Source organism: Pseudomonas sp. LBUM1674 (assembly GCF_059695635.1).
The window spans coordinates 165,406-189,789 of record NZ_CP166779.1 but is presented as its reverse complement, the minus strand read 5'-3'; the positions used below and the strand labels follow the sequence as shown (position 1 = coordinate 189,789).

18 protein-coding genes, 1 tRNA gene and 1 pseudogene are annotated in these 24,384 nt (G+C 58.9%); 4 read left to right on the top strand and 16 right to left on the bottom strand.

Features of this window, described 5'->3' with window-relative positions; genetic code table 11:
- Positions 1–11 precede the first annotated feature (11 nt).
- Positions 12–194 carry a sulfur starvation response protein OscA gene (oscA, locus tag ACA067_RS00895; protein ID WP_497460222.1) on the bottom strand — a complete coding sequence of 61 codons (183 nt, stop codon included), beginning with the start codon at positions 192–194 and terminating at the stop codon, positions 12–14.
- 446 nt (positions 195–640) lie between these two features.
- On the opposite strand from oscA, the gene desA reads away from it, so the two are divergent.
- Positions 641–1,828 carry a delta-9 fatty acid desaturase DesA gene (gene desA, locus ACA067_RS00890; RefSeq protein ID WP_497460221.1) on the top strand — a complete coding sequence of 396 codons (1,188 nt, stop codon included), beginning with the start codon at positions 641–643 and terminating at the stop codon, positions 1,826–1,828.
- A 98-nt stretch (positions 1,829–1,926) separates the two neighbouring features.
- Here the strand turns inward: desA and ACA067_RS00885 are convergent, their stop codons facing one another.
- The 3 genes from ACA067_RS00885 to gabD form a co-directional block, all read right to left on the bottom strand.
- Complete coding sequence (locus tag ACA067_RS00885; protein WP_497460220.1) at positions 1,927–3,165, bottom strand: HDOD domain-containing protein; 1,239 nt, start codon at positions 3,163–3,165, stop codon at positions 1,927–1,929.
- Between the two features lie 125 nt (positions 3,166–3,290).
- Positions 3,291–4,568: a 4-aminobutyrate--2-oxoglutarate transaminase gene (gene gabT, locus ACA067_RS00880; protein ID WP_497460219.1), complete on the bottom strand. Its 1,278-nt coding sequence runs from the start codon at positions 4,566–4,568 to the stop codon at positions 3,291–3,293.
- A 197-nt stretch (positions 4,569–4,765) separates the two neighbouring features.
- The gene (gabD, locus tag ACA067_RS00875) at positions 4,766–6,208 is read right to left on the bottom strand and encodes an NADP-dependent succinate-semialdehyde dehydrogenase (RefSeq protein WP_054050229.1); all 1,443 of its coding nucleotides are present in this window, start codon (positions 6,206–6,208) and stop codon (positions 4,766–4,768) included.
- A gap of 349 nt (positions 6,209–6,557) precedes the next feature.
- On the opposite strand from gabD, the gene ACA067_RS00870 reads away from it, so the two are divergent.
- Positions 6,558–6,634: transfer RNA gene (locus ACA067_RS00870), tRNA-Arg, on the top strand.
- A gap of 167 nt (positions 6,635–6,801) precedes the next feature.
- A pseudogene (locus ACA067_RS00865) lies at positions 6,802–6,963 on the top strand (integrase arm-type DNA-binding domain-containing protein); the annotation flags it as partial.
- A gap of 197 nt (positions 6,964–7,160) precedes the next feature.
- Here ACA067_RS00865 and ACA067_RS00860 read toward each other — a convergent pair.
- The 7 genes from ACA067_RS00860 to ACA067_RS00830 all read right to left on the bottom strand — a co-directional run bounded on the left by ACA067_RS00860 (position 7,161) and on the right by ACA067_RS00830 (position 14,440).
- Positions 7,161–8,594 (bottom strand): hypothetical protein, encoded by a 1,434-nt coding sequence (locus ACA067_RS00860; protein WP_497460218.1) that lies wholly within the window; start codon positions 8,592–8,594, stop codon positions 7,161–7,163.
- Between the two features lie 145 nt (positions 8,595–8,739).
- Positions 8,740–9,369: a hypothetical protein gene (locus tag ACA067_RS00855; RefSeq protein WP_497460217.1), complete on the bottom strand. Its 630-nt coding sequence runs from the start codon at positions 9,367–9,369 to the stop codon at positions 8,740–8,742.
- A gap of 1,196 nt (positions 9,370–10,565) precedes the next feature.
- Complete coding sequence (locus ACA067_RS00850; RefSeq protein WP_497460216.1) at positions 10,566–10,835, bottom strand: hypothetical protein; 270 nt, start codon at positions 10,833–10,835, stop codon at positions 10,566–10,568.
- Between the two features lie 20 nt (positions 10,836–10,855).
- Entirely contained in the window at positions 10,856–11,491 is a 636-nt protein-coding gene (locus tag ACA067_RS00845; RefSeq protein ID WP_497460215.1) for a hypothetical protein, read from the bottom strand.
- The gene (locus tag ACA067_RS00840) at positions 11,488–12,069 is read right to left on the bottom strand and encodes an RNA polymerase sigma factor (RefSeq protein ID WP_497460214.1); all 582 of its coding nucleotides are present in this window, start codon (positions 12,067–12,069) and stop codon (positions 11,488–11,490) included. The genes ACA067_RS00845 and ACA067_RS00840 overlap by 4 nt, the downstream gene beginning before the upstream one ends.
- 17 nt (positions 12,070–12,086) lie before the next feature.
- The gene (locus ACA067_RS00835; RefSeq protein ID WP_497460213.1) at positions 12,087–13,793 is read right to left on the bottom strand and encodes a vWA domain-containing protein; all 1,707 of its coding nucleotides are present in this window, start codon (positions 13,791–13,793) and stop codon (positions 12,087–12,089) included.
- Positions 13,794–13,879: 86 nt separating this feature from the next.
- On the bottom strand, positions 13,880–14,440 hold the full coding sequence (locus tag ACA067_RS00830; RefSeq protein ID WP_497460212.1) for a YbhB/YbcL family Raf kinase inhibitor-like protein: 561 nt from the start codon (positions 14,438–14,440) through the stop codon (positions 13,880–13,882).
- Between the two features lie 139 nt (positions 14,441–14,579).
- Between ACA067_RS00830 and ACA067_RS00825 the strand changes: the two genes are divergently transcribed.
- Positions 14,580–16,109 (top strand): FAD-dependent oxidoreductase, encoded by a 1,530-nt coding sequence (locus ACA067_RS00825; RefSeq protein ID WP_497460211.1) that lies wholly within the window; start codon positions 14,580–14,582, stop codon positions 16,107–16,109.
- A 119-nt stretch (positions 16,110–16,228) separates the two neighbouring features.
- On the opposite strand, the gene pgaD is transcribed toward ACA067_RS00825, so the two are convergent.
- From pgaD to ACA067_RS00800, 5 genes are all read right to left on the bottom strand, one after another.
- Positions 16,229–16,753, bottom strand: coding sequence for a poly-beta-1,6-N-acetyl-D-glucosamine biosynthesis protein PgaD (gene pgaD / locus ACA067_RS00820; RefSeq protein WP_497460210.1), 525 nt, complete (start codon positions 16,751–16,753; stop codon positions 16,229–16,231).
- On the bottom strand, positions 16,750–18,105 hold the full coding sequence (gene pgaC / locus ACA067_RS00815) for a poly-beta-1,6-N-acetyl-D-glucosamine synthase (RefSeq protein ID WP_497460209.1): 1,356 nt from the start codon (positions 18,103–18,105) through the stop codon (positions 16,750–16,752). The genes pgaD and pgaC overlap by 4 nt, the downstream gene beginning before the upstream one ends.
- Before the next feature lies 1 nt (position 18,106).
- Positions 18,107–20,107, bottom strand: a complete 2,001-nt coding sequence (gene pgaB, locus ACA067_RS00810) for a poly-beta-1,6-N-acetyl-D-glucosamine N-deacetylase PgaB (RefSeq protein ID WP_497460208.1) — start codon at positions 20,105–20,107, stop codon at positions 18,107–18,109.
- A 12-nt stretch (positions 20,108–20,119) separates the two neighbouring features.
- A complete protein-coding gene (gene pgaA, locus ACA067_RS00805; RefSeq protein WP_497460207.1) occupies positions 20,120–22,600 on the bottom strand; it encodes a poly-beta-1,6 N-acetyl-D-glucosamine export porin PgaA in 2,481 nt (826 codons plus the stop codon).
- Positions 22,601–22,860: 260 nt separating this feature from the next.
- Positions 22,861–24,366 carry a YdgA family protein gene (locus tag ACA067_RS00800; protein WP_497460206.1) on the bottom strand — a complete coding sequence of 502 codons (1,506 nt, stop codon included), beginning with the start codon at positions 24,364–24,366 and terminating at the stop codon, positions 22,861–22,863.
- Positions 24,367–24,384: the final 18 nt, after the last annotated feature.

The window sequence follows — 24,384 nt, the reverse complement described above, 5'->3', positions numbered from 1 at the left end:
TGATCTTCGTTTCAGCCCGGCTTGTTGTTCGGGTTCTGCAAGCGGAATTTTTCTTTGCGTTCGATCTGGACCACCTGAGCGTTGTGCACGGTGATTTCCACGGCGCCGAACCGCAGGTCGCGCAAGGCACTCTGGATCTCACGCAAGATGGTGGCTTCGTCTTGACCGTCAACGCTACGCAGGGATGCGCTCATGGTGCTGCTCCTTCAACTGAGAGGTTGCCTGGCAGTGGGCGGCACTGCTTGCGGCGTGAGAGCAATAGTAGATAAGCGCGGATATTCTTAAAAAGACTATTTAAGAATGTTTATATAACAAAATAGATTTGCTTGGGGCATGCCCCAGGCGTAACCGTTGATCAGTTGCCATCGCTGCAACGCCTCGGAGCTATCGAAGAAACTGCTCAAATAAATGACTACTCAATTGCAGCCAGCCTATTGAAACCAGAAGGTAGAGCAGCGCGGCGCGCAGAGCATCGCGAGAGGTAGCAGACATTCGGCCGTCCATGTCCCTTCAAAAAAGGATCGGATTATCAGTCAAAGAAACATCCAGCCACTCTTATCTGAAAGGGTGACTGGTTTTATCTGTAGGCTCAGTGATAATGCAACGGCTGTTTTTTTCTTTATCGAGGGCCCAATAGCCTATGTGGTACGAAGGTTTTCTCGGCTTGTCGCCCTGGTCACTGGTGGCAGTCACCCTGCTGATGACCCACGTGACGATCGTTGGCGTCACGGTCTATCTGCATCGTTATTCAGCCCATCGCTCGCTTGAGCTCAATGCCGGCCTGAAACATTTCTTCCGCTTCTGGCTGTGGTTGACCACAGCCCAGAACACCCGCGAGTGGACCGCTATCCACCGCAAGCATCACGCCAAATGCGAAACCGAAGATGACCCGCACAGCCCGGTCGTCAAGGGGTTGTCCACTGTCCTGCGAAAAGGTGCCGAGCTGTACCGCGCCGAAGCGGAAAACCCCGAGACCCTGCGCATCTACGGCAAGAACTGCCCCGACGACTGGATCGAACGCAACCTGTACAGCCGTTTCCCGCTGCTGGGCGTGGCAATCATGGGTGTTATCGACCTGCTGCTGTTCGGCACCATCGGCATCACCATCTGGGCGATCCAGATGATGTGGATCCCGGTCTGGGCGGCCGGCGTGGTCAATGGCCTGGGCCATGCCATCGGCTACCGCAACTTCGAATGCCGCGATGCGGCGACCAATCTGGTGCCATGGGGCATCCTGATCGGTGGCGAAGAACTGCATAACAACCATCACACCTACCCGAACTCGGCGAAATTGTCGGTGAAGAAGTGGGAGTTCGATCTCGGCTGGGCCTGGATACAAGTCTTCAGCTTCTTCCGTCTGGCCAAGGTCCAGCGGGTCGCGCCGATTGCCCACCGGGTCGAAGGTAAAGGCAACCTGGACATGGACACCGCCATGGCCATCCTCAACAACCGCTTCCAGATCATGGCCCAGTACCGCAAGCTGGTGATCGCCCCGCTGGTCAAGCAAGAGCTGGAAAAGGTCGATCACTCGGTCCGTCACCAGTTCCACCGGGCCAAACGCCTGCTCTCGCGGGAAACCAGCCTGCTGGATGACAAACACCACATGCGCATCCAGGCCATGCTCGAGCACAGTCAGGCGCTGAAGGTTATCTACGAGAAACGCCTGGCCTTGCAGCAGATCTGGGTCAAGACCAGCTCGAATGGTCACGACATGCTGGCCGCCATCAAGGATTGGGTGCACGAAGCCGAAGCCAGCGGCATCCAGTCTCTGCGCGACTTCGCCGACCAGTTGAAAACCTACTCCCTGCGTCCTGCCGCTACCGCCTGACACCGTTGATCGGTGCGCCCCGTTCGCGCACCCTCCGGCTAGCGGACCCAACACAAAACCCTGTAGGAGCTGGCTTGCCAGCTCCTACAGGGTTTTTGTCAGGCTTCCCTTTGGCGTAAACGCGTCAATTCCGGCACTCCGATCTTCAGCAACCGCGCCGTCCGGCTCTTCGCCAGCACCTCAACACCCTCATGCTCGGTCAGACGCGCCAACTGCGCAGCCATGTTCATCACCAGCGCTTCACGGGAGTAAACGCCGCCACCGAGCGCGTAGACCGCCGCAATCAACCCTCGCAACTCCAGCGGCAAACGCCAGCGCGTGCGCAACGCCGAACCATAGGCCGCGCCGAATGCCGCCAGCGCATCACCCACCTCCTCCCACTCATCCAGCTCACCCCCGGCCTGCTTCCATTCCTGCAAACACCGCAACAACGCCAGGTCGCCCAGTCGATGCAGCAGACCAGCGCAATAACAGCGCTCCTGATCCAGATCCAGCAGGCGCGCCAGGGCCCGCGCATAGTCGGCGGTGTGCAGCGACAACTCCCAATAACGCTCGGCGTAATCCGCCAGGCATGGATCGCTGAGCCGGGCACTGCGCTTGAGCGCCAAACCCAGAATCAGGTTCTTGCTTTGTCCGATGCCGAGGCGGTGCAGCGCCTGGGGCAGGGTTTGTACGGCAGCACCATGATGCTGGGCCGCGCTGTTGGCGGCGGCGATCAGCACGGCGGTGATCTGCGGATCGGTACGAATCTCGTCATGCAGCAGTGTCAGATCGAAGCTGTTGGAATGGAGACTGCGCTTGACCGCCAACTGTACGTCGGTCATCAGGGAGGCGCCGTCGGTCAGTTCGCGTCGTTGCTCCAGGTAAACCGACAGGGTCATGCCCGGCGCCAGCGTCGGCACCTCGCAGAACACTTCTTCGCCAGCATTCAGCAGAAATCCCTGCAGTCGCTGGGTCAGGCTTTCCACGTTCAGGGGTTTGGTCAAATAGGCCGTAGGCGCCAGGGGCAAGGCTTCGCGCACGCTGGCACTGTCGTTACGGCTGCTCATCAGTATGAACGGCAGTGGCGGATTGCGTTTGCGCTGGCGAACATTGCGCAACACATTCAAGCCATCGATGCCGGGCAACTCCCGATCAACGATCGTCAGGTCGTACGGATATTCCGCCAGCAAGCGCAACGCTTCCTGACCGTCGGCACACAGATCCAGCCGTGCGTCGCAGCGCACACTCAACAACACCTGCTTGAGCAGGTCACGAGACCAGGGGTCGGCCTCGGCAATCAGCACACGCGGTACACGCGGTACACGCGGTACAGCGGGTAAAACCATAGCAGTCATCTGCACACCCCATTGGCAAGGCGCGCACCTTAATCAAAGCGGGTCGCTCGAAACAGTACGAGGTGTTCCGGGGACGCAAAAAAACCCGCCGAAGCGGGTTTTTTGTCGATCAGCTCACCAATCGATCAGAGCTCCGAAAAGCACTCTTCGATGATCGCCAAGCCTTTGTCCAGTTGCTCGTCCGGCGAAGTCAGCGGTACCAGGACGCGCAGAACGTTGCCGTAAGTGCCGCAGGACAGGAGGATCAGACCCTTGTCGCGAGCCTTGGCCACAACGGCGGCTACCGCTGGAGCGTTCGGCTTGTGGCTATCGCCGTCAACGAACAGCTCGACCGCGATCATCGCACCCAGGGCACGGACTTCGCCGATCACCGGGTACTTGGCCTGAATGGCTTTCAAGCCAGTGACCAGACGCTCGCCGACAGCTTTGCAGCGATCCAGCAGGTGCTCTTCTTCGAACACTTCCATCACTGCCAAGGCCGCGGCGCAAGCGATCGGGCTACCAGCGTAAGTGCCGCCCAGGCCGCCTGGAGCAATGGCGTCCATGTATTCGGCCTTGCCGCACACACCGGCCAACGGGAAGCCGCCAGCGATGGATTTGGCGAAGGTGGTCAGGTCGGCAGCAACGCCCATCTGTTCCATGGCGAAGAAGGTGCCGGTACGACCAGCGCCAGTTTGTACTTCGTCAGCGATCAGCAGGATGCCGTGTTGGTCGCACAGCGCGCGCAGACGCTTCATGAACGCTTTAGGCGCAACGTAGAAACCACCTTCGCCCTGAACCGGCTCGATGATGATGGCAGCGATGTCACGCGGCTCGGCGTCGTTCTTGAAGATACGCTCGATGCTGGCGATCGAATCGTCGATGCTCACACCGTGCAGCTCGTTCGGGTACAGCGCGCGGAAGATGCCACCTGGCATCAGGCCCATGCCGGCCGAGTAAGGCACGACTTTACCGGTCAGGCCCAGGGTCATCATGGTGCGACCGTGGTAAGCGCCGGTGAACGCGATCACGCCGGCACGGCCAGTGGCGGCACGTGCGATCTTGATGGAGTTTTCCACGGCTTCGGAGCCGGTGGTCACCAGCAGGGTTTTCTTGGCGAAATCACCCGGCACCTTGGCGTTGATTTTTTCGCACACTTCTACGTACGGTTCGTAAGCCAGCACCTGGAAGCAGGTGTGGGTCAGCTTGTTCAGCTGCTCGGTCACGGCGGCGATGATTTTCGGGTGCACGTGGCCGGTGTTCAGCACGGCGATACCGCCGGCGAAGTCGATGAACTCGCGACCTTCAACGTCGGTCACGGTGGCGTTCTTCGCGGACTCGGCGAAGATCGGGTGAATCTGGCCAACACCGCGTGGTACTGCGGCTTCGCGGCGTTTCATCAGGGATGCGTTAGTCTTGCTCATAAAGTCCTCATTCACCGCTCATCGGGCGGCGTGGCTCAAGGAAAATGCGGCGGGGAGGCAACTACGGCAGCATGCGATGATCGACTGCCACAGCTTTCCCGACCACAGAGAAAATTCCGTTTGTTGCACGCAAAGGGACAGCGCTCTCGTGCCCTTTGCGTTTGAAGCAATGCCTTGCCGGGCTTATCCCTTCGAGCTTAGATGCCCAGGCAGAGGTATTTGATTTCCAGGTAATCTTCGATGCCGTACTTGGAACCTTCACGGCCCAGGCCCGACGCCTTGATGCCGCCGAACGGCGCGACTTCATTGGAGATCAACCCGGTGTTGACGCCGACCATGCCGTATTCCAGGGCTTCAGCCACACGGAACACACGACCCAGGTCGCGAGCATAGAAGTACGAAGCCAGACCGAACTCGGTGTCGTTGGACATCGCGATCACTTCGGCTTCGTCTTTGAAGCGGAACAGTGGAGCCAATGGACCGAAGGTTTCTTCCTTGGCCACGGCAGCGTTCTTCGGCACGTTGGTCAGGATGGTCGGCTCAAAGAAGTTGCCTTCCATGACCTTGCCACCGGCCAGAACGGTTGCGCCTTTGCTGATCGCGTCAGCAATGTGCTCTTGAACCTTGGCCACGGCTTTTTCGTCGATCAGCGGGCCAGTGGTGGTGCCTTCTTCCAGACCGTTACCGATCTTGAGTTTGGCCACGGCCACTTTCAGCTTCTCGGCGAACGCGTCGTAGACCGAATCCTGAATGTACAGACGGTTGGCGCAGACGCAGGTCTGGCCGTTGTTGCGGTACTTGGAAATGATCGCGCCTTCGACGGCCTTATCCAGGTCCGCGTCGTCGAACACGATGAACGGTGCGTTGCCGCCCAATTCCAGGGACACTTTCTTGATGTCCTTGGCGCATTCAGCCATCAGCTGACGACCGATTTCGGTCGAGCCGGTGAAGGACAATTTGCGCACGATCGGGTTGCTGGTCAGCTCGCTGCCGATGTCGCCGGCGCTGCCGGAAACCACGCTGAACACACCGTTCGGGATGCCGGCACGCTGGGCCAGTTCAGCCAGGGCGAATGCGGAGAAAGGAGTTTGCGAAGCAGGCTTGAGCACCATGGTGCAACCGGCGGCCAGGGCCGGGCCGGCTTTACGGGTGATCATCGCGGCCGGGAAGTTCCACGGAGTGATCGCTGCGGTCACGCCGATTGGCTGCTTGATCACGATCAGGCGCTTGTCTGGCTGGTGACCCGGAATCACGTCACCGTAGACGCGCTTGGCTTCTTCGGCGAACCACTCGATAAAGGAAGCGGCGTAAACGATTTCGCCCTTGGCTTCGGCCAATGGCTTGCCTTGTTCGAGGGTCATCAGGCGAGCCAGGTCGTCCTGGTTCTCGATGATCAGTTCGAACCAGCGACGCAGCTTGTTCGCGCGATCCTTGGCGGTCAGTGCACGCCAGGCCGGCAGCGCCTTGTCAGCGGCTTCGATCGCACGGCGGGTTTCGGCAGCGCCCATTTTCGGCACGGTGCCCAGAATTTCGCCCGTTGCCGGGTTGTTGACCTTGATCGTCTGACCATTGTCCGCATCAACCCAAGCGCCATCGATAAAGGCTTGCTGGCGGAACAACTGGGTGTCTTTAAGCTGCATGTCGGCTTTCCTTAACAGCACCGCGGCAAGCGCGGAGCGAATTATGATTGTAGAAAGGCGCCTTATAGGCTGCCGTCAGGGAAATCATTCACCGGGCTGAAGCACATAAATAGCGCACTGATTGAAACTCGTGCGGTTCAGCACCCAGACAAGAGCGTTTGAAATCTCAAACGAATCCTAGGATCAAAGGGGGTAAAGGACAATAGCCTGTTCGAAAAAAAGAACGAAAACGCCGCATTTGCGTGTTTTTTCTGATCAGCGTAGCGAACGGTCGTTTGGCGCTTAAAAACACAGGCGATTCAGCAGCATGGACGCCCGCACCGCATATGAGTATCATGGCGCCCGCATTGCACCAGTAGCTCAGCTGGATAGAGTACTGCCCTCCGAAGGCAGGGGTCGTGGGTTCGAATCCCGCCTGGTGCACCATATAGCAGTCTAGGCCTGTCTCAGACAGTCTACGAAACACCCCAAGAAGCCCGCCCCGTGCGGGCTTTCTTGTTTCTGGCTATCCATCCCTGTCTACCCCTATAACTGCACGCCGTGTATGCCCACGTGTATGCTTTGAGATTCATTGAACTGGAGGCATACACGCAGTGAAGCGTACTGAAATCAAACGCCGCCCACTGGCTGACACTACTCTTGCAGGCTTGGAGCCTGAGAGTGCGACGTACCGGGAGCAAGACGGCAACGGCTTGTATTTTCGGGTCAAAGCCAATGGGCAGAAGTCTTGGGAATTGCGCTACAAAAAACCAGACTGTTGGCGCTGATTGAAAACTGACCCACCCTGCCGATTGAAAATTGACCCAGGGCGGATTGCTGATTTTTGCATTAGCAGTTGTGGATAAGCTTAGCAGTCGTGCCCCAGTGACAGAGGCACTAGACCCCACCACATGCAGGCATGCGGCGGGGTATTTCCGGTGCAGATCAAAACGGCTCATCGTCCTCAGCACCATCATCGGCACAGGTCGGATCGATCGGGTTGCACCGCATTGCGCAAATCAAAATCGGTTTCCTCGACTCCATTCTTTGTCAGCGATATCCAATGAATTGAAGAGGGATTTCGCATCAATCCGAGGCTCCCGATATAGGACCAAGTTAGCGGCGAGCGCTGCACAGCTTTCAGCTTGATTGAAGAGGGTGTGAGCTCCAGGTGCAGAAGGCGGTTGTCTTGCGAAGGCGTATAGGCGATATTCTCGCTGGCGACAACATCGGCTCCCCTCACAGTTGCCGGCATGCATTCCAACGTCGCGCTGACTTCGCCGTCGTTGTTGATCAAGTACGCAAAACCTTTACCGTTCACCGTTGTACCGGTCACGAGAAAACGATCGATCAATGGAATATATTTGGCTTTGTAGGTGTAGTAATTCAAGCCGGATCTCAGGATCTTATGGGCGGAGAGTTTCCCGGTCTCAGGATCGAGTACCGTTATCTTCAAATTTGCAGAGGTTTGATCAGGTACGAATTGTTGCCAGACCAGTAGCGCGCGATTGCTGGAACCAGCAATCATCGGCCACCATTCACGCCGCTGGGGTGCGACATCGGACGTACTGAGCAGGTGGCCGTGACTATCGAAGACCTTTGCATATACACCATTGCCGGTACCGAGATCATCGACACCGCCACCGTTGACCCAGTCCTCGGAATACAACACGACGAAATGCTTTCCTGCCGCGGCAACATGGCCGGAATGTCCGCCGGTCGCAACGACGCGCGGATACGGCGCGATCGGTCGCAGCTTCGCATCGTAAACGCCATAACGTTGATTGACTTCGTTCGTGGTATTCCAGCCGTCTTCAAACGAAAGCATGACATTGCCGTCAGTTGTTTGGGCGACCGACACCGGTTCTTGCGCTTCCCGCTTTTGGATGAATAGTGTGGGCGGACTGATCCGCGTATCATTGATTCCCCATTTCGAAAGGTAGATGTCGTGCGGCCAGTTGCCGTTTTCATCCTCGCCTTTTGGTGGAATTCCGGAACTGCTAATGAAAATCAAAAAACGGCCGTCGGCCCCTTTGACCGCTTCGATGCCATGCATATAGGAGCGCAAATCTTCCTGGTCGTGCGGCCGTGCTTGCGCATTTGCCGCGCTTAAGCAGAGCGCACCAGCGCATAACGCGGCGCGTGCCAAAGAGTGAGCGAACCGCTGATGTGGGTTACTGTTCATGTGTGTGTTTTCCCATCCCACAATATCCCTCACCAGCGCTACACCGTGGACCTTGTCGAGTGTCGCAATGCTGTGCGGTATCGACTTCTCGCCAGCCAATAAAATCCTCATTTGTTGTTCGCGCCGATCGTATATTTTCCATACATGCCGATCCAAGGTTTTCCGGGGACTGAAGCCAAAAATCCAGGTTTTTGAGCAGCCGATAATTTTCAGATTTCGCATAGGCGCGCAAAAATTCAATTTTGACGAAGTTTTTACACACTCTGAGTCCAAAGCGGCCAATACGCGTCGTCGACAAGCGACCAACGGCTAGACCTGCTGGCCTAGAGTGCTTCAGGTGCTATGGAAGGACTGATAATGGGGCTGATTAAAATCGCGGCGGGCGAGTTGAGCCGGCGCCATGAGGCTCTGAGTCACGCTGCATTGCCCGCGCCGGATCGGGTATGTCCGAGTTGATGCTTGAATAGTCGGCCTTTGCCTCCAGTCTGGAAGCCTTTTTTCTAACCTCGTTGATGTCGACGGGACTCAACGTGGTATAGGCGCTGCCGACGCGGAAGGTTGCCGGGATGCCTTCCTTATAAAACTCAAGACGTTTTACGCTGCCTACGGCGAACCATCCATCAGCGCGCAGTGCTTTTTCCAGAGCCTCGCGCTCTTTTGGTTGAAATTCCAGGCGAATGGATCGATAGGTCAGTTTCTCCAGTGCCACACCCGCGATCTTGGGGCTTCCCATAGGATCCGCCACGCTGGCAAAGTTGTCGGTGACATCCAGTGTTATTTCAGCGCTATTGGCCGTTGCGCCAAAAATGACCATCGGCTTGCTGCGTGTGCACGATAGGTAGTTTTGGAAATCAACACACTCTGTAAATCCTTGCGCTTTCACCAGCGCCTGGGTACCGGGAACGGAGAGTCCCGACACCTGAACGGTTTTCAGTCGTTCAGCAGAATGGGTGCTACCTGCCACGAGTAGAAGAAAAATCGCACCCAGCTTGTTCATATCGCGGCTCCCGTCGATTATTGAGTTTGGAATGAGTCATGGATCGCCTGCCGATCTCTAGTGCTCTACTCGCTATACCGTGCTGGCAATTTCCTCACGTGGGGATGTTAGCCGTTAAAGTTACTTGAGGTTGTTACGTGACACATTTGTTCAGAATCTGCACTGTTTCTGAAGCAGCAGGGGTGCGGAATGGGTATGAGGGGTGAGACAAATTGTGAGATTGAGCGAATGTTGAGTTGTTCGCCTTGCTCGTCATAGCGCTCAATCAGCTCGTCCTTGAAGTGACTGGTAAGGCGAACCTTTTCTGAGTCCCTATCGCACCTTCGAGAGGTGTACGTCATCCCTTCGACGTAGTGCAAGCAGGAAAACGACAATTCAACGTCTGCTTTTGGCCGATCGCGGCCAACGATTTACCCAAATTTGTAAACGCTGCTGTAACACCTATTTGGTTTGTAACACCCATTGCACGCGTAAGATGTATGGTGTGTAACACCAACAAAGTCTAATAAATTCAATTAGTTAGCACAGCTTGTATCACCCGCAACACCTGTAACACGTCTTTTCGAGCCCCACACCCCATCAGTGATAGCGCCGCCAGCGAAAGCAATACTGGCTTGGTATCGACTAATGGAGAATTCGAGCGCTGGGTCACCGAACACCAGGACGCTTGAGGTGCCGTCTGCCAACAAAGGAACAGGGAGAGGCATCGACTGGGGCACCGACTCGCCTGGGACCCTGGGGATGTTCAGTGGGTACGGGGTCGGAAACCCGCAGGATCTTGGAACCAGTGCTAGGTCTTGCACAGGGTAAATTTTCAGGGCGATAGCCTAGCAGTAGCCGGGACCGTGTATGCCCACGTGTATGCCTAACCGAAACACCACCAACCAAACCCTTATATAACGGGCCCGCAGAGCTCAGTTCAAACGACGCCTGGCACCATACGTAGAAACGAAAAAGCCTCAGATCTTAGGGTCTGGGGCTTTTTTGTGGGTGCTGTCTCGTCCTGAATACGGTTTACACGTTCTGACTTCTCTGTAGGAGCAAGCTTGCTCCGGGCGGCGTTCGGACGAGGGTCTCGAGGGCGAGCGTTTATTCAGAAGAAACGCGTTATCGTTAACGACCATCGCGAGCAAGCTTGCTCCTACAACGGCGCAGCGTCCACCCCACAGGTTGGCGTTTGACGACATGGCGTTTTTTCATTCGGTCGTCCAGTCGAACTCGTCGTATTCGTCATCGTCTTCTTCGTCCTCGATCAACTCTTCATCCAGGACTTCTTTCTCAAGCGCCTCTTCTTCCTGCTTCGCCAGCAGAAACTCCTTACGACTCTCAGTTACTGCTCGCCGAAGTTCTTCACCCTTGACCGGGCAATTGAGCATTTGGGCGATGCGGTCGATTTTTTTTGCCACGGCATCCTCCAGCGCATCGGCTATGGGCCGATAGTGCGCGCTTTCGGGTGTCGATGCCAAATTGGCGACCGCTGTGCACCTCAGTTTTTCTGTAATTCCTTCATTCGGGCTGTGAGGTTTTCGTCAGGGAAACGCTTGTGCAATGTTTTCAACAGCGCATCGGCGGCTTGTTGCTGACCGGTATTTTGCAGGCGCTGAACCTCATGCAGTTGCTCATCCAGCGTTTTCGCCGGAGCTGTTGCACGTTTGCTGACCTTTGCTTCATCGGCCATTTCAGCGTTGATCGATTCGCTCCGCGCAGGGGCGGCGAAATCGGCCGTTGGCGCCGCTGGTGCGGGTGCCGGTGCGGACATGGCGCCTGCCGGAGCAGCCAAGGAGCGGGCAACGGACGGTGGCGCTTCTGCCGCTTCTTTTTTTGCGACCGGTGCAGACATTTTTGGCGCTGGGGCGAAGTCGTAGCTCGGCACTTGCTCCGGTGTGCGCTGCACCAGCGCCAACATCAGCGCAACGCCGATCAGGCTGGCAAATGCGACCTGCCAACGAGGCTTCTGGCAAGCTTGGACCCAGCGTTGCCACAGGCTCGGCTTTGGCACGGGCACTTCCCGGTGTGCGGTGGCCAGGATGAAGGCGTCGAGATGAGACGATGGTTCGCCAGTCGCATGCTCGCGGTAATGCTCGAGCACCTGGTCTTGCGGCGTTTTGCGGGCGTCAGTCATGTCAGTACCTCCTCGGCCAGCAGCCGACGCAGTTTTTGCTGGGCGTAGCGCAAGCGGCTCTTGACGGTTTCCAGCGGTGTTTCGGTGAGGGTGGCGATCTGCGGCAGGTCGAGCTCGCCATGAGCGCGCAGCAGGAACACTTCGCGCTGGTCCGCGGGGAGGTTTTGCAGGGCGGCTTCGAGACGTTGATTGTCGCGACTCAGGCTCAGCAGTTGTTCGGGATCTGCCGCCTCGTCGCTCAGGGCATGGAGTTGTTCGTCATAGCTGTCGTGCAAGGGGTTGTGGATGCCGTGTTTGCGCCAGTGATCAATCAGGCGGTTGCGGGCAATCTGGTAGAGCCAGGTACGAAAATTCGCTCGACCTTGTGGCTGACTACTGCTGCGGATCAGGCTCAGCCAGGTTTCCTGATAGACCTCTTCGGCCAGTTCGGATTTGCCGCTCAGGCCGAGCAGGAATCGATAAAGCCCCTGGCGATGACGGGCGTACAAGATCTCGAACGCCGGCCCGTCGCCGGAGCGATAGCGGGCTAGCAGCGATTCGTCGCTGCTGGCGGCTGAGCTGATTTCAGGATCGGACATGTCAGCGCTGGCCTCTTTCACTCTATCCGGTTGTCATTGGGCTGCTGATTCGACGCGGTCGAGGTTCGCAGGCTCTGCGCCAACTCCACCAGCTGCACGAACTCTGCGCGCAGACCGAATCGATCGTCCCCCCGCGCGCCACGGGCCAAAGTTTCGGTGTCCTTCAGGCTGAAATCACCGGTATAACGCCCGTCCTTAAGCTGCTGGGAAAACGCTGCCACGGCAGCGGCAAATCGCAGGTCGCCACTGGCTTTACCGGCATCACCGTTGACGATCGGCCGCTCGATCAAGCGACTACTCCCACCCTCAGGCAACTGATATCGCACGCGCAACATAGCCATTTCCCCGGTCTTTGCGGAGACAACTGCTGCGGAATGGCCATATCGCAGCGGTTCCAGCCAACCCTTCTCACCCTTGGGCACAATTTCGTACAACGCCGTGACCGTGTGTCCTGCTCCGATTTCACCCGCATCGACTTTGTCATTGCTGAAATCCTCGCGTTTCAACGTGCGATTCTCATACCCCAACAACCGATACTCGCTGACCTGTGCCGGGTTGAACTCCACTTGCAGCTTCACGTTCTTCGCCACGACGGCGAGCGTCGAACCGAGCTGATCCACCAGCACCTTGCGCGCCTCGCGCAGGTTGTCGATGTAGGCGTAGTTACCGTCGCCGGCATCGGCCAGTTGTTCCATCAGGTGTTCATTGTAGTTATCCACACCAAACCCCAGGGTGGTCAGGGACACGCCCGTCTTACGTTTATCCACAGCCATTTGTTTGAGGCTGTCAAAGTCGCTGATGCCAACGTTGAAGTCGCCGTCGGTGGCCAACAGGATGCGATTGATACCCTTGGGGATAAACGCCTGTTGTGCCATTTGGTAAGCCAGCTCGATCCCCGACGCCCCAGCGGTGGAGCCGCCTGCGGTCAATTGATTGATGGCTGTACGAATTTTCGCTTTTTCCCGTCCGGAAGTCGGTTCCAGGACCACGCGCGAATCGCCGGCGTAGACCACCAATGACACCCGATCCTGGTCGCGCAACTGATCGACCAGCAGTTTCAGGGTGCTTTTGACCAGCGGCAACCCCTCGCGACGGTCCATCGAACCGGACACGTCCACCAGAAACACCAGGTTTGCCGGCGCCAGCTCGGCCACTGCGCGGTCCGACGCCTTGATGCCGATGCGCAGCAATCGGGTATGCGGGTTCCACGGCGATGGCGCCAGCTCAGTGGTCACACCGAAGGGCGAGCCGTCGGTGGGCAAGGCGTAATCGTAAGGGAAGTAATTAACCATTTCCTCCAGGCGCACCGCGCCTTCGGGCGGTAAACGCCCTTGATTGAGCAAGCGGCGGACGTTGGCATAGGCGCCGGTATCGACGTCGGCGCTGAACGTCGATACTGGCGCTTCGGTCACGCTATGAATCGGATTGTCGGCCAGCGCTTGATACTGTTCACGCAGCTCGTCCCGATAACCTCCCGGAGCAGATTCAGGCATTGGCGCATAGCCGGCCATCGGTGCCGGTCGCACACTGCGCTTGGCCATCGAGGTGTCCGCCATGACCGCTTCGTGACGCACCAGCGACTCAGTCTTCATCGCACCTTGAACCGGTGGTGAAACCGAGGCCGAATCAGGCTTGGACGAAACACCGCAACCGGCAACGGCCAGCAACAATCCGGCGGCGAAACCCTGGGCGGCCAGGCGGAGGAAATGCAGAGGGAGGGACATGGGGCTGACCTCAGGAAGAAATTGATCCATTCATCCTCTGAGACGGGCAGCCCGACCGGTTCGGGTTAAACCGATGTGAAAAAACTTCAGCGGTGGTAACGCCGCACCACGCTGCTGTTTTTCAGCACATGGCCTTTGATCTGTTCCATCAGCTGCGCGCGGCTCAGGCCGGCGGGCAAGGCGTCTGGCGCAAGATCCAGGGCATAGAGCTGGATGATGTAGTGATGGGAGCTGTCGCCGACCGGTGGGCAAGGACCCACGTAGCCGGTGGTGCCTTTGCTGTTGCTGCCGCCCACACCTTCGAGGGCGGATTTGGCGCCGACACCGGCCGGGACCTGGTGGGTCGTGGCTTTGATGCCATAGTGAATCCAGTGGTCGACCCCCAGGCCTTTCTGGCCGTCCGGGTCGTGCATGACAATGGCGTAGCTCAAGGTGCCCGGGGGACCGGCGTTCCAGCTCAGGGCCGGGGACTGGTTCTTGCCGCCACAACCGGCAGCATCGCTGGCGGCTGCCGACGTGAACAGGCGATTGTCCGAAACACCGGGAATGCTGAGGGTGAAGCGCTCCTGGGCCTGCGCCGGAAATTGCATGCAAAGGGCGACTGCAACGGCCGCCAGCCAAGGGTTCAGGGAGGTCAATCGGGTCATACCGGAGCACCTTGTGCGGGTGGGGCCGTGGTCGGCGTGCAAACTATAGCCGGACCGTTCGTGCCTTGGCAGCGGGAATGGGCTGAACCTCGGGAGAAACCCCGGACTCTTAACTGAAACGTCCGTCAGGAGAGCGATCATGGCCCTGCACCGCGTCGCCCGTTTCGCCGATGTGCCCGAGAACCGTGGCCTGGAAGTCCGGATCGCGGACACCAGAATCGTCCTGCTGCGAGTCGGCGATCAATTGCGCGCCTATCAGGGTGAATGCCCCCACGCCGGGGCGCCGCTGGCCGAGGGTGCGCTGTGTCATGGGCGCCTGATCTGCCCTTGGCACAAGGCAGCGTACCGGATCGAAGACGGTGCGCTGTGTGAACCGCCGTCGCTGGACAGCCTGAAGCGCTACCCGCTTGAACTGCGCGAAGACGAGGTCTGGGTCGATGACCGGCCACTGCCGGCTGGCAGCACACCGCCGGCTGACGATGCGCGCACGTTCGTGATCGTCGGTGCCGGTGCCGCAGGTACGGCGGCTGCGGCGGCACTGCGCGAAAAAGGTTTCGGCGGCCGCGTGCTGCTGATCGACCGCGAAGCCGAGGCCGGCTACGACCGCACGGTGCTGAGCAAATTCGTGATCGCCGGTGAGATGCCGCCGGAAGAAGTCCCACCGCTGCGAGATGAAAACTTCTACCAGGAGCAGCGAATCGAACGAATAAAGGGTGAAGTAGCCAGCCTGGATGCGGCGAATAAAACCCTGCGACTGGCTGACGGTCAGTCGCTGACGTATGACGCCGCCCTGCTCGCCACCGGCGGTACGCCCAACCCGCTCACGCTGCCCGGTGCCGATTTGCCGCAGGTCTTCGTGCTGCGCTCGAAGGATCAGGCGCAGCGGATTCTGGCCGCTGCGAAACCTGGCCAGCGCGCGGTGATCATCGGCGACAGTTTCATTGCCCTGGAGTCGGCTTCGGCCCTGCGCGAATACGGTCTGGACGTCACTGTCCTGGCCCGCCATGCCGTGCCCTTCGCCAAACAATTCGGCGACACGGTCGGCAAGGCCATTCGTGCCCGGCATGTGGCCCACGGCGTGGTATTCCACACCGATGGCGAAGCCGCGCAGATTGAAGGCACCGACAAGGTCGAGGCGGTGAAACTGGACAACGGTCAACGTTTGCCAGCGGACCTGGTGCTGGTCGGCATTGGCGTCAGCCCGGCAACCGGACCGTTTGCCGACTTGCCCAAGGAAAAAGATCAGTCACTGACAGTGGACGGCGGTATGCGCGTGACCGATGGGCTCTGGGCCGCCGGTGATATCGCGACCTTCCCGCTCAATGGCCAGCCTCAGCGCATCGAGCATTGGCGCCTGGCACAGCAACAGGCGCGGATCGCGGCAGCGAACATGCTCGGCGGCGACGAGCATTACCTCGACGTGCCGTTTTTCTGGACCTGGCACTTCGGCAAAAACTACGACTACCTTGGCCATGCCGAGGCGGGGGACGAAGTCGAATTCAAGGGCGACCCGTACCATCCGCCCTTTATCGGCCTGTTCTGCAAGAACGGTGTGGTGGCGGCCGCCGTAGCCTGCGATGAAGAACGGGCAATGGCGATGCTCGCTGAACGGATGAAACAACCACTGCCGGTGGACGAGGCGTGGCGCTTGATTCGGGATGTTGGCTGACCATGAGCCTCGCATAACCGGTGTAGGAGCTGCCGCAGGCTGCGATCTTTTGATCTTTAAAGAGCAAGATCAAAAGATCGCAGCCTGCGGCAGCTCCTACACGGGCGTACGTGTCAGGCTCAGGCGCGGTTTACCGGCTCTTTGCCTTCGTCATCGTCGGATGGACGACGGACCACTTTTGGATTCTCCAGAGGATGCAGGGAGAGCGGCTGCCGGGGATCGATAGTAAAGAAGTGGCTGACCACGTGCGAGATATCGCCATCGTGATCATTGTGAATGGTCATCGAACCTGGGCTGCGCAGTTTGTGCAGCCGTTCACGGGTCAGCTTGAAGCTTTTGCTCAAACCCTGATCGTCGATGACCGGGGCCGGCATACGACGCTGAGCGAAGCTTTTGCTTTTACGTTGTTGATAACGTGCCCACCCGATCAGCACCAAGGCGTTGAACACCGCCACCCATAAATAAACCTGCAGGGTGCCAAGGGCGTCGAACGCTGGGCCGCTGAATCGGGCACCTTCGTGGGGTCCGATCAATGGCCAGATCCCCAAGAACAATAAATACAGGAATCCGGCCCATGCCAGGACGGTGAATAAGGTATCGACCACGATAAGCACTGGCCGCTGCCGGGTTGTGATGATTTTCATTTGGCGATCTCCTCTTCATCGGCACCTGGCGGCCGAATGCCGCGATCTGGACTGACCCAGCGCGCACGTTTCTGACGTAAACGGAACAGCACTTTGGGAAAACTGACCAACGTAGTGAGCAGGCTGACCAACCAGAACACCAGCGGGTACCAGATCACCCAGAACATCGTCTTGCCCAAACCTTTTTCGTAGCGGCGATCGATCAGCAGGCTGACCCCGAACTGCATCAGGCAGACCACTGCCAGCAGCAAGCCGGTAAACGCCGGTGGCCACATTTGGGGCACCGAGATGACTTCCGGCAACGCGATGTACAGACCCACTAGCCATAGAATTATCGACAGCAGGAACGTGAACGCCCAGCCGGTGGACAGGCAGTATTCGAACAGCAACGGCCAGAGATAACGATGACGGTACTGCCAGATGCCACGAATGTTCTTGAACAGCACTTCCGCACCGCCCTGGGCCCAACGCAGACGCTGTTTCCACAGGCCACCCAGGGTTTCGGGCATCAGGATCCAGCACAGCGCACGGGGCTCGTAGAAAATGCTCCAGTGATCCAGTTGCAGCTTCCAGCTGATGTCGATGTCTTCGGTGATCATGTCCGTGCTCCAGTAGCCGACCCGGTGCAGGGCCGTGCGACGGAAAGCGACGACCACGCCGGAGACGGTAAAGATCCGCCCGAAGACGCGCTGGGTACGTTTGATCAGACCGATGATCGAGGAGAACTCGCCAACCTGCACCCGGCCGACCAGGGTCGAACGGGTACGGATCCGCGGGTTGCCGGTCACTGCGCCGAGGCGCGGGTTTTCAAGCAACGGCGCGACCAGATAAGCCGCAGTATGGGGTGCCAGCAGCGCATCACCGTCGATGCACACCAGGTACTCGCTACGCGCTGCAATGGCGCCCATGCGCAGGGCCACGGCCTTGCCCTGGTTCTCCGCCAGGTGCAGCACCCGCAAACGCGGATCCTGCACGGCCAAGGCGTCGAGTATGGCGCCGGTGTTGTCTTTCGAGCCATCGTTGATCGCAATGACCTCGATGTTCGGGTACTGCTGGCCCAGCGCCGCATGAATGGTTTCAGTGACGTTGTCGCCTTCGTTGAAGCAAGGGACGAGGATCGAAATCAGCGGCTCGCCGGCCAGCGGTGGCGGCAAGGTGTCTTCGTTCCACGGCCAGTGCCGCTCCCAGTGCAGCCAGAAATACAGCCCCCCCGCGATCCACAGTCCCGACATGAACAGTGGATAGAAGAACACGAAGTCCATCAGGAATTGTCCGGTGAGCAGAAAGATCAGCCCCAGAGGAATCCCGAGGACGATCGCCAGAACCAGTAAAGCCAGAAGTCTATCCAGCATGTTATGGATTCCACTTGTTGGAGAGGGCCGGCCGTACGGATTTCAGGTCGGGCAGATTGTCGAGGAAGTTGTCGGGGTAGTAGCCAAAACTGGTCACGCCCTGACGCTGCAGAACTCGCATCCACTCGGCCAACTGTTCGCCCTCGATGTCGGCCTGGGTCTCTTTCGTCCAGTCCCGTGCCTGCAGTTCGAACACTGTGCGATCCAGCGCGCCGGGGCGAGCCTTGACCGTGGCGACCAGTTTCTCGAGCCAGGCTTCGGAATCTTCATACGACTGTTTTTCCATCAACGGCATGGCCATCGGCGCCGTCCAGTCGTAAGTGCCGAGGAAGTCATCCAGATTCTGTGCGTACCAGGTTTCACTCTCGGGATTGAGCATCGGCTCGGCGAAAATGTTGCGCGCCGTATTCAGTTGCGGACCACGAATGGCTTGAACCTTGGCAGTCAGCTCCTTGGTGAAATCGATCAGGTAGCGGCTTTTGAAACGCGTCCAGCGCTGCAGCACGGCAGGATCGGCGCGCAGCGCGGAAATCGAGCCGGGCAGACCGTTGGCGGCGTAGACCTTGAGGGCATCGGGGCCTGCGTCTTCGAAGTCCGACAGCAGCGCGTCATCGTGAAACAGAATGCCGTGCACCGATGACATGCGTGCGAGGTCTTCGTAGATTTCACCAATGATGCGCCGTACGTTCGGATCGAAGGGCGACAAGCGTTTGTACTGGTTCGGATCGACCGCCGTCGTGCCGGTTTCCGGGTCCCAGCGCGTCACTCGCGGCAGCTTCGAATCCAGGGCAAAGCTCAGCACTGGCATCCAGGCGTAGACTTTGACATGGGCCCGAGTGCGCAACTGCCAGGCCACGCGGTCAAAAATGTCGGCGGCCATCGGCAGGTGACGGTTGGGGAAGTACAGCGAACGCACCAGGCCATCACCCTTCGGATCGGCGAAGGCTTGCAGGAACACCGTATTGGCGCCCATGTCGGACATGCGCTGGATCAGTTTACCCAGGTTTCTTTCCTGCTGGGCCGGGTCCGGGTCGTAGACGTTATCCAGGTCTACGTGCACGACGCGCATTGCGTTCTTCGACTGCACCGAGACGACGCTGTTGGCGAAGCGCGCGCCTTCCGGGTCAGCAGAAACGAGGTAACGCGGGCTGTTCATCAGGGTATCCAGAGTGTCGAGCCCGTCTTCCAGGGTCAAGGCCATCTCGTAATCCTGATCATTGACGATTTGCAGCGTGGTGCCGCTCGCCGCGCCGTACGGCCAGACCCAGACTCGCGGCTTTTTACCCGTGACTTTGTGGATTTTCTCCGAGATCGCCAAGATATCCACGCGTTGGCGGGCCTGGAACTCGGCTTCGGTTTCATAGCGTTTGGCGACTGGATCGTAACGCCGGGTTGTGGCGGCCGGCTCCAGGTTGCCCTGGGGGTTAGCCAGGATACCCTTGTGATTGGCATCGGTGTGCGCAGCGATTTCCACCAGTCCGGACTGGGAAACCTCCCTTACCTGATCCCAGGTCAGGAATTCCGAGCGCTTGCGCGGCATGCCGGCGAAATCCACCGGTTTGTCCAGCGGTGTGTCGACCCAGGTTCCGACTGGCGCCAGCAAGGCAGGCCAGTTATAGGCACGCAGCACCGGCATCACGCGGGTATAGAAGCTCGAATATCCGTCGTCGAAACTGAGCATGACCGCTTTGGGAGGCAGGTCGGGGCCTCCTTTTTTGCGTGCCGCCAGGACCTGGTCGACGGAGACCGGCTGGTAGCCGTTCTCCCGCAACCAGGCCAGCTGCTCGATCAGGCGTTCGGTGCGCACGGCCACCACCGCCTGGTCCGGGTCCTTGTCATCGACATCGTGATAGGCGATGCCGAGTACATGGTTTTTCGGCCACGGGGCTTCGCTTTCCATCACCGGCCTTTCGGTCGGCGGCGCAAACGCCGGAGCTTGCTGGGCGCATGCGCTGATCAACAGCACTCCCAGCAGGAGGAAGAAACGCGACATCAAGGCCATTTTCAAACCCCTCTAGAAGCGGAAAGTAAGATCGACCATCAGACGCAGATCGGTTTCCCGCTCTCCGTCATATGGCCGGTTGATTGCGCTTAACATACCGCCGACCTCCACCACGTCGTTCCAGCTGTAACGCTGGCCATAGCCCAACAGCGCCATGCCTCCGGTGGAGTGATCTTGCTGGGTGTAAGTACCCGCGCCGGCCTGGAACTGCTGACTCCATCGAGTTTCATAGCGCTCGTAGAGCATGTGATTGACGCTAACCATCGGCAGGACGCTGAGATCGGACTTGGGATTGAAATACGGTACGTCGTCAGACAGGGAGTTGTGGCTGGCGCCGACTTCCAATCCCAGATCGACTTGCACGTTCGGTGCGCTGTAGATGCCTTCGCGCCCCGTGAGCAAGGCTTCGACGCGGTTGTTGCCGTCGCTGAAGTGGGACGGGCTGACCGCGAATTTCCACTCGCGACTTTCATTGGCCCGCCAGCGAATGAAACCGCTGCCGCCATTGGCGGTGATGTCGCTGTTCAAGGCCCGCAACGGCGTCGCCGCGGCGAAGTATTCCAGGCTGGCGCCGTACTGCCAGTAATCGTTGATGTCATGGGCGAACGCCAGACGCGCGCCCTGTTTGGAACCGAAGCCATAGGAGTGGTTGGAGACTTCCGCTTCCAGGGTCAAGTCCCGGGTCCGGCGTTCGAGCCCGACGCGCTGGAAGTTATGGTTACCGGTTCCTTCCTGGAAGTCGCCTTCGGCATAACCGGCACCGGCGAACACACGCCAGTCTTCACCGATGGGCGGGCTGTACAGCGTGGTTTCGATGCCGAAATCTTTACTGCCGTTGACCGCGCCGACGTTGTCGTCATCGCCGCCATAAGTCTTGCCGCCGAACGCTTCTACACGCAGCTCGAACATGTCATGGACCTCACGCTGACGTTGCAAGCGCTGGACCTGACTATTATCGGGAAAACGCGCGACCACGTCGTCGGTCAGCGCATCCATCTGCCGCCATTCCTGCAGGTCCGTGGCGGTGTGGGCCTGGGCGACCTCCAGGTTAATGTCCCGCGGGGCCATGCTCTCGGCTTCCTTGAGCTTGCTCTCGGCCAGCCGCGGCCAGCCTCGCGCCAGGTACAGATCGGCCTGAGCCACACGCAGGCTGACGTTGCCCGGCGCCTGCTCGACCAAGGCCTGCAGGCGCTCCTCGCCATGCGGCAGATCGGAACTGTAGGTCCCGGCCTGGGCAGCGAGTTGTTGCGCGTCCATCCATTCGTCGTTGGGGTTGCCTCCGGGCAGACCCTTGAGCTCGACGCGTGGTCTCTGGGTTTTGGCCAGCTCCTCGGCGACTATGCGCGCTTCGTCAGCCTCGCCACTTTCGAGCAAGGCGTAGTAAAGCGCGCTGGTGTCTATCAAACGGTTGGCAGGATCGGCATCCGGCTTGAGCAGGATCTCGCGATACATATCGCTGGCGATTTCCGGTTCGCGCTGGTCCAGGTAGGACGCGGCGACCCAACGCTGGGCGTAGGTCGGAGTTTCCACACCTTCGGCCTGCAGTGTGTGGTGTTCGCTGATGACCTCGGCGGTGCGCGAGCGGGCCTTGAGGGCACCCATGCGGTCGATGCGCCAGCGGATGACGTCATCGTGAGCCTGCGGATCCGAGGACCAGGTGGAAATCAATTTGTCGTAATCGGCGAGGGCCCGATCAGCGATCACATAACGCTCCGATTCGCTGCGGGTAGGCATTTCAGCCAGGCGCACGCGTTCTGCGGCCAGGTCACCTTCGAGGCGACGAGTCGTGACCGGATCGATCAAACCCGGCCGCTGGCGGGCCAGGCGCAAGGCCGGTTCCGGCAGGTGAGCACGTTGCATCGCACCCACATACTCCCTGGCGACTTGCGGATCGTTACCGGAACGGACAAACGCCTGATCGTATTCAAACAACGAATCGTATTGTTTGCCGGCACGATTCAAGGCGTAGCCCAGGGCCATCCGGCGGGAGACGTCATTGGGTTGGGCCGCCACCAGCGCTCTGGCACGCGTCACCGCCTGGTCGGGCTTGTCGGAGTCAGCCTGGTTCAGCGCCAGCCCCAGCTGCACTTCCTGGTTATCCGGTTCGATGGCCTGGGCCTTGTTGTAGACCCGGTTCGCATCGTCCCAGCGCTTTTGGTTGCGGTAGGCCCGCGCAGTGGCGGTCAGGGCTGCAACCGGCAGGTCCAGATTGCGCCCCTGGGTTTCATAAACCTTGATCACTTCGGCGTCCAGGCCGGCCCAACTGGCGATCTGCAAGTGGTCGCTGATCTGATCGGTGGTGGCCTGGCCCGGTGGTACCTGACGCAACGCGGTTAGCGCGGGCGTGTAGTGACCGGCTCGGGCATCGAGCACCATTTCGTCGTAAGGGGTATAGGCAAACGCTAACATCGGCCAGATCAACTGGCTGCACAACGCGACGCGAAACAGCGGTCGCATACCACGTTGAACAAAAGGGGCAACAATACTCGGCATACGTCAGCATCCTTACATGGCCAGCCGGGCCGCAACGCCCTCTTTGCCCTTTCGTAACGGAAAGCTGGTCCAGGTGACCCAGCCAAACTTTATTGAGGGCAGTCTTGCATGCGAGCTCGCTGGGTAATTGGGAACACAATAATTGTTCAGAATCGTGAAACTACAGGCGTCGTCCATCGTCCCGTCTTAAATGCCAGACAGCAAAACGCCCGACGTCTGCTTGGAGCAGAGGCCGGGCGTGCAGTGTGTAAGCCCCGGTTTTACTGGATGTTTCCAGCCCCCCCAAGCTTACTCATCACGAAGCCGGCAAATTCTTCGACCGTCATTTTCTGGCCGTTGAACTCCACCTGGTTGTTAGCGTAGTGCAGTTTGGTGACGATGCTACTGCCTTCGAGTTTTGCGAGCTGGGTACCGACCGCCATGCTGCCAAACATGTCGGCGGTGGCGGTGGCCTGGTCGGCAATCAGCTTGGCGTCGGTCTGACCGTCGATTTGCCCCTGGACGCTAAGCAAATCAACGAGCATCGGCTTGGACACCTGCAGATTGAAGTCCAGCAGGGCGATCAGTTGCCGGGTCAGTTGATCCGGTGGCAAGTCCATGGACTTGGGCTTTGTCAGGTCGAGCACCAGATTGGCGCGGCTTTCACCGTTGGTGGTGTGGAACGACAGATTCTCCAGAGCAACCTGCGGACCGGCGGCCAGCAATTTCTCCAGACCGGATTTGACCTGGGCCTCTTCGGCCGGGGTCAGGACCAGCTCTGGCACGGGCTCACCGGCGGCAGCGGCCTCGGCGGCGGCTTTCTCGTACGGTTGCAGTTTGGTCTGGTAAATCTGCACCAGCGACAGAGTCGCCGGGATGTCGAGGTTCTTCAGGCTCATGGCCATCTGCGCAGAGCCGACAGCCTTGCCGTTGAAGGACACTTCGCCCACCTTGTAATCGGCACGCCCTGAAGCGCTGGTGCCCGACTCTTCGGTCTTGTTCTTCATTTCAAATTTCTTGAAACCCAGTATCGACTGCCTGGTGCCGAAGGTGGTTTTACTATCGGTCAGCTCAAGGGTGTTCTCGCCGGTGTAGTAGCCGTAGGTGCTTTTTTCCAGGTTGCTGGCCAACGTCAGGCCGTTCAGTTCAACCTTCACTGGCGTCTGGTCTTGCGCCACTGTGGTCAGCGTCAGGCTATCCATGTAGCCGTTGGCCTTGACCTTCTGCGCCTGGGCGCTGGCAGCGACGTCGAGGTTGAGGCCGGAAAATTTCAGATTGGACTTGTCATCCAGGGCCACGTCCAGCGGCAGCATTTGCAGGGTGCCGTTGGTGGAGTTGTCGTAGCCGAGGTTGACCACGCCCGTGACCGGGGATTTATCCTTGGCAGCAATGAACCATTTTTCGGTGGTCGGGGTTCTTTCCAGTTCGTAGTGACTGGTGGCCATGACCGGCAGCCACTTCAGCGACACCAGGCGCGAAAACGGCAGCGGACCGTGTTCGATGTGATCGACGAATAACAGTTCGACCGGTGCTTCGCCGAACATCTCGCCTTCGCCCTTGAGGCGATAGTGCGCGGTGCTGCTGAATACGTTGCGCTCCAGCGACACCAGTTCCAGGGACGCCGTGCCGTTGGAACCCACCAGCGCGGCCTGCAATTCCTTGTTGGCGTCGGCGATCGAAGTGTTGAGCACGCCTTCTAGCCTGGTACCGGTGTACCAGGCACCGCCGGCACTGATTGCACCGATGGCGACGACAATTCCCAGAAGCACGCCTGCTGATTTATTCATGAATGACCCAGTCAATGT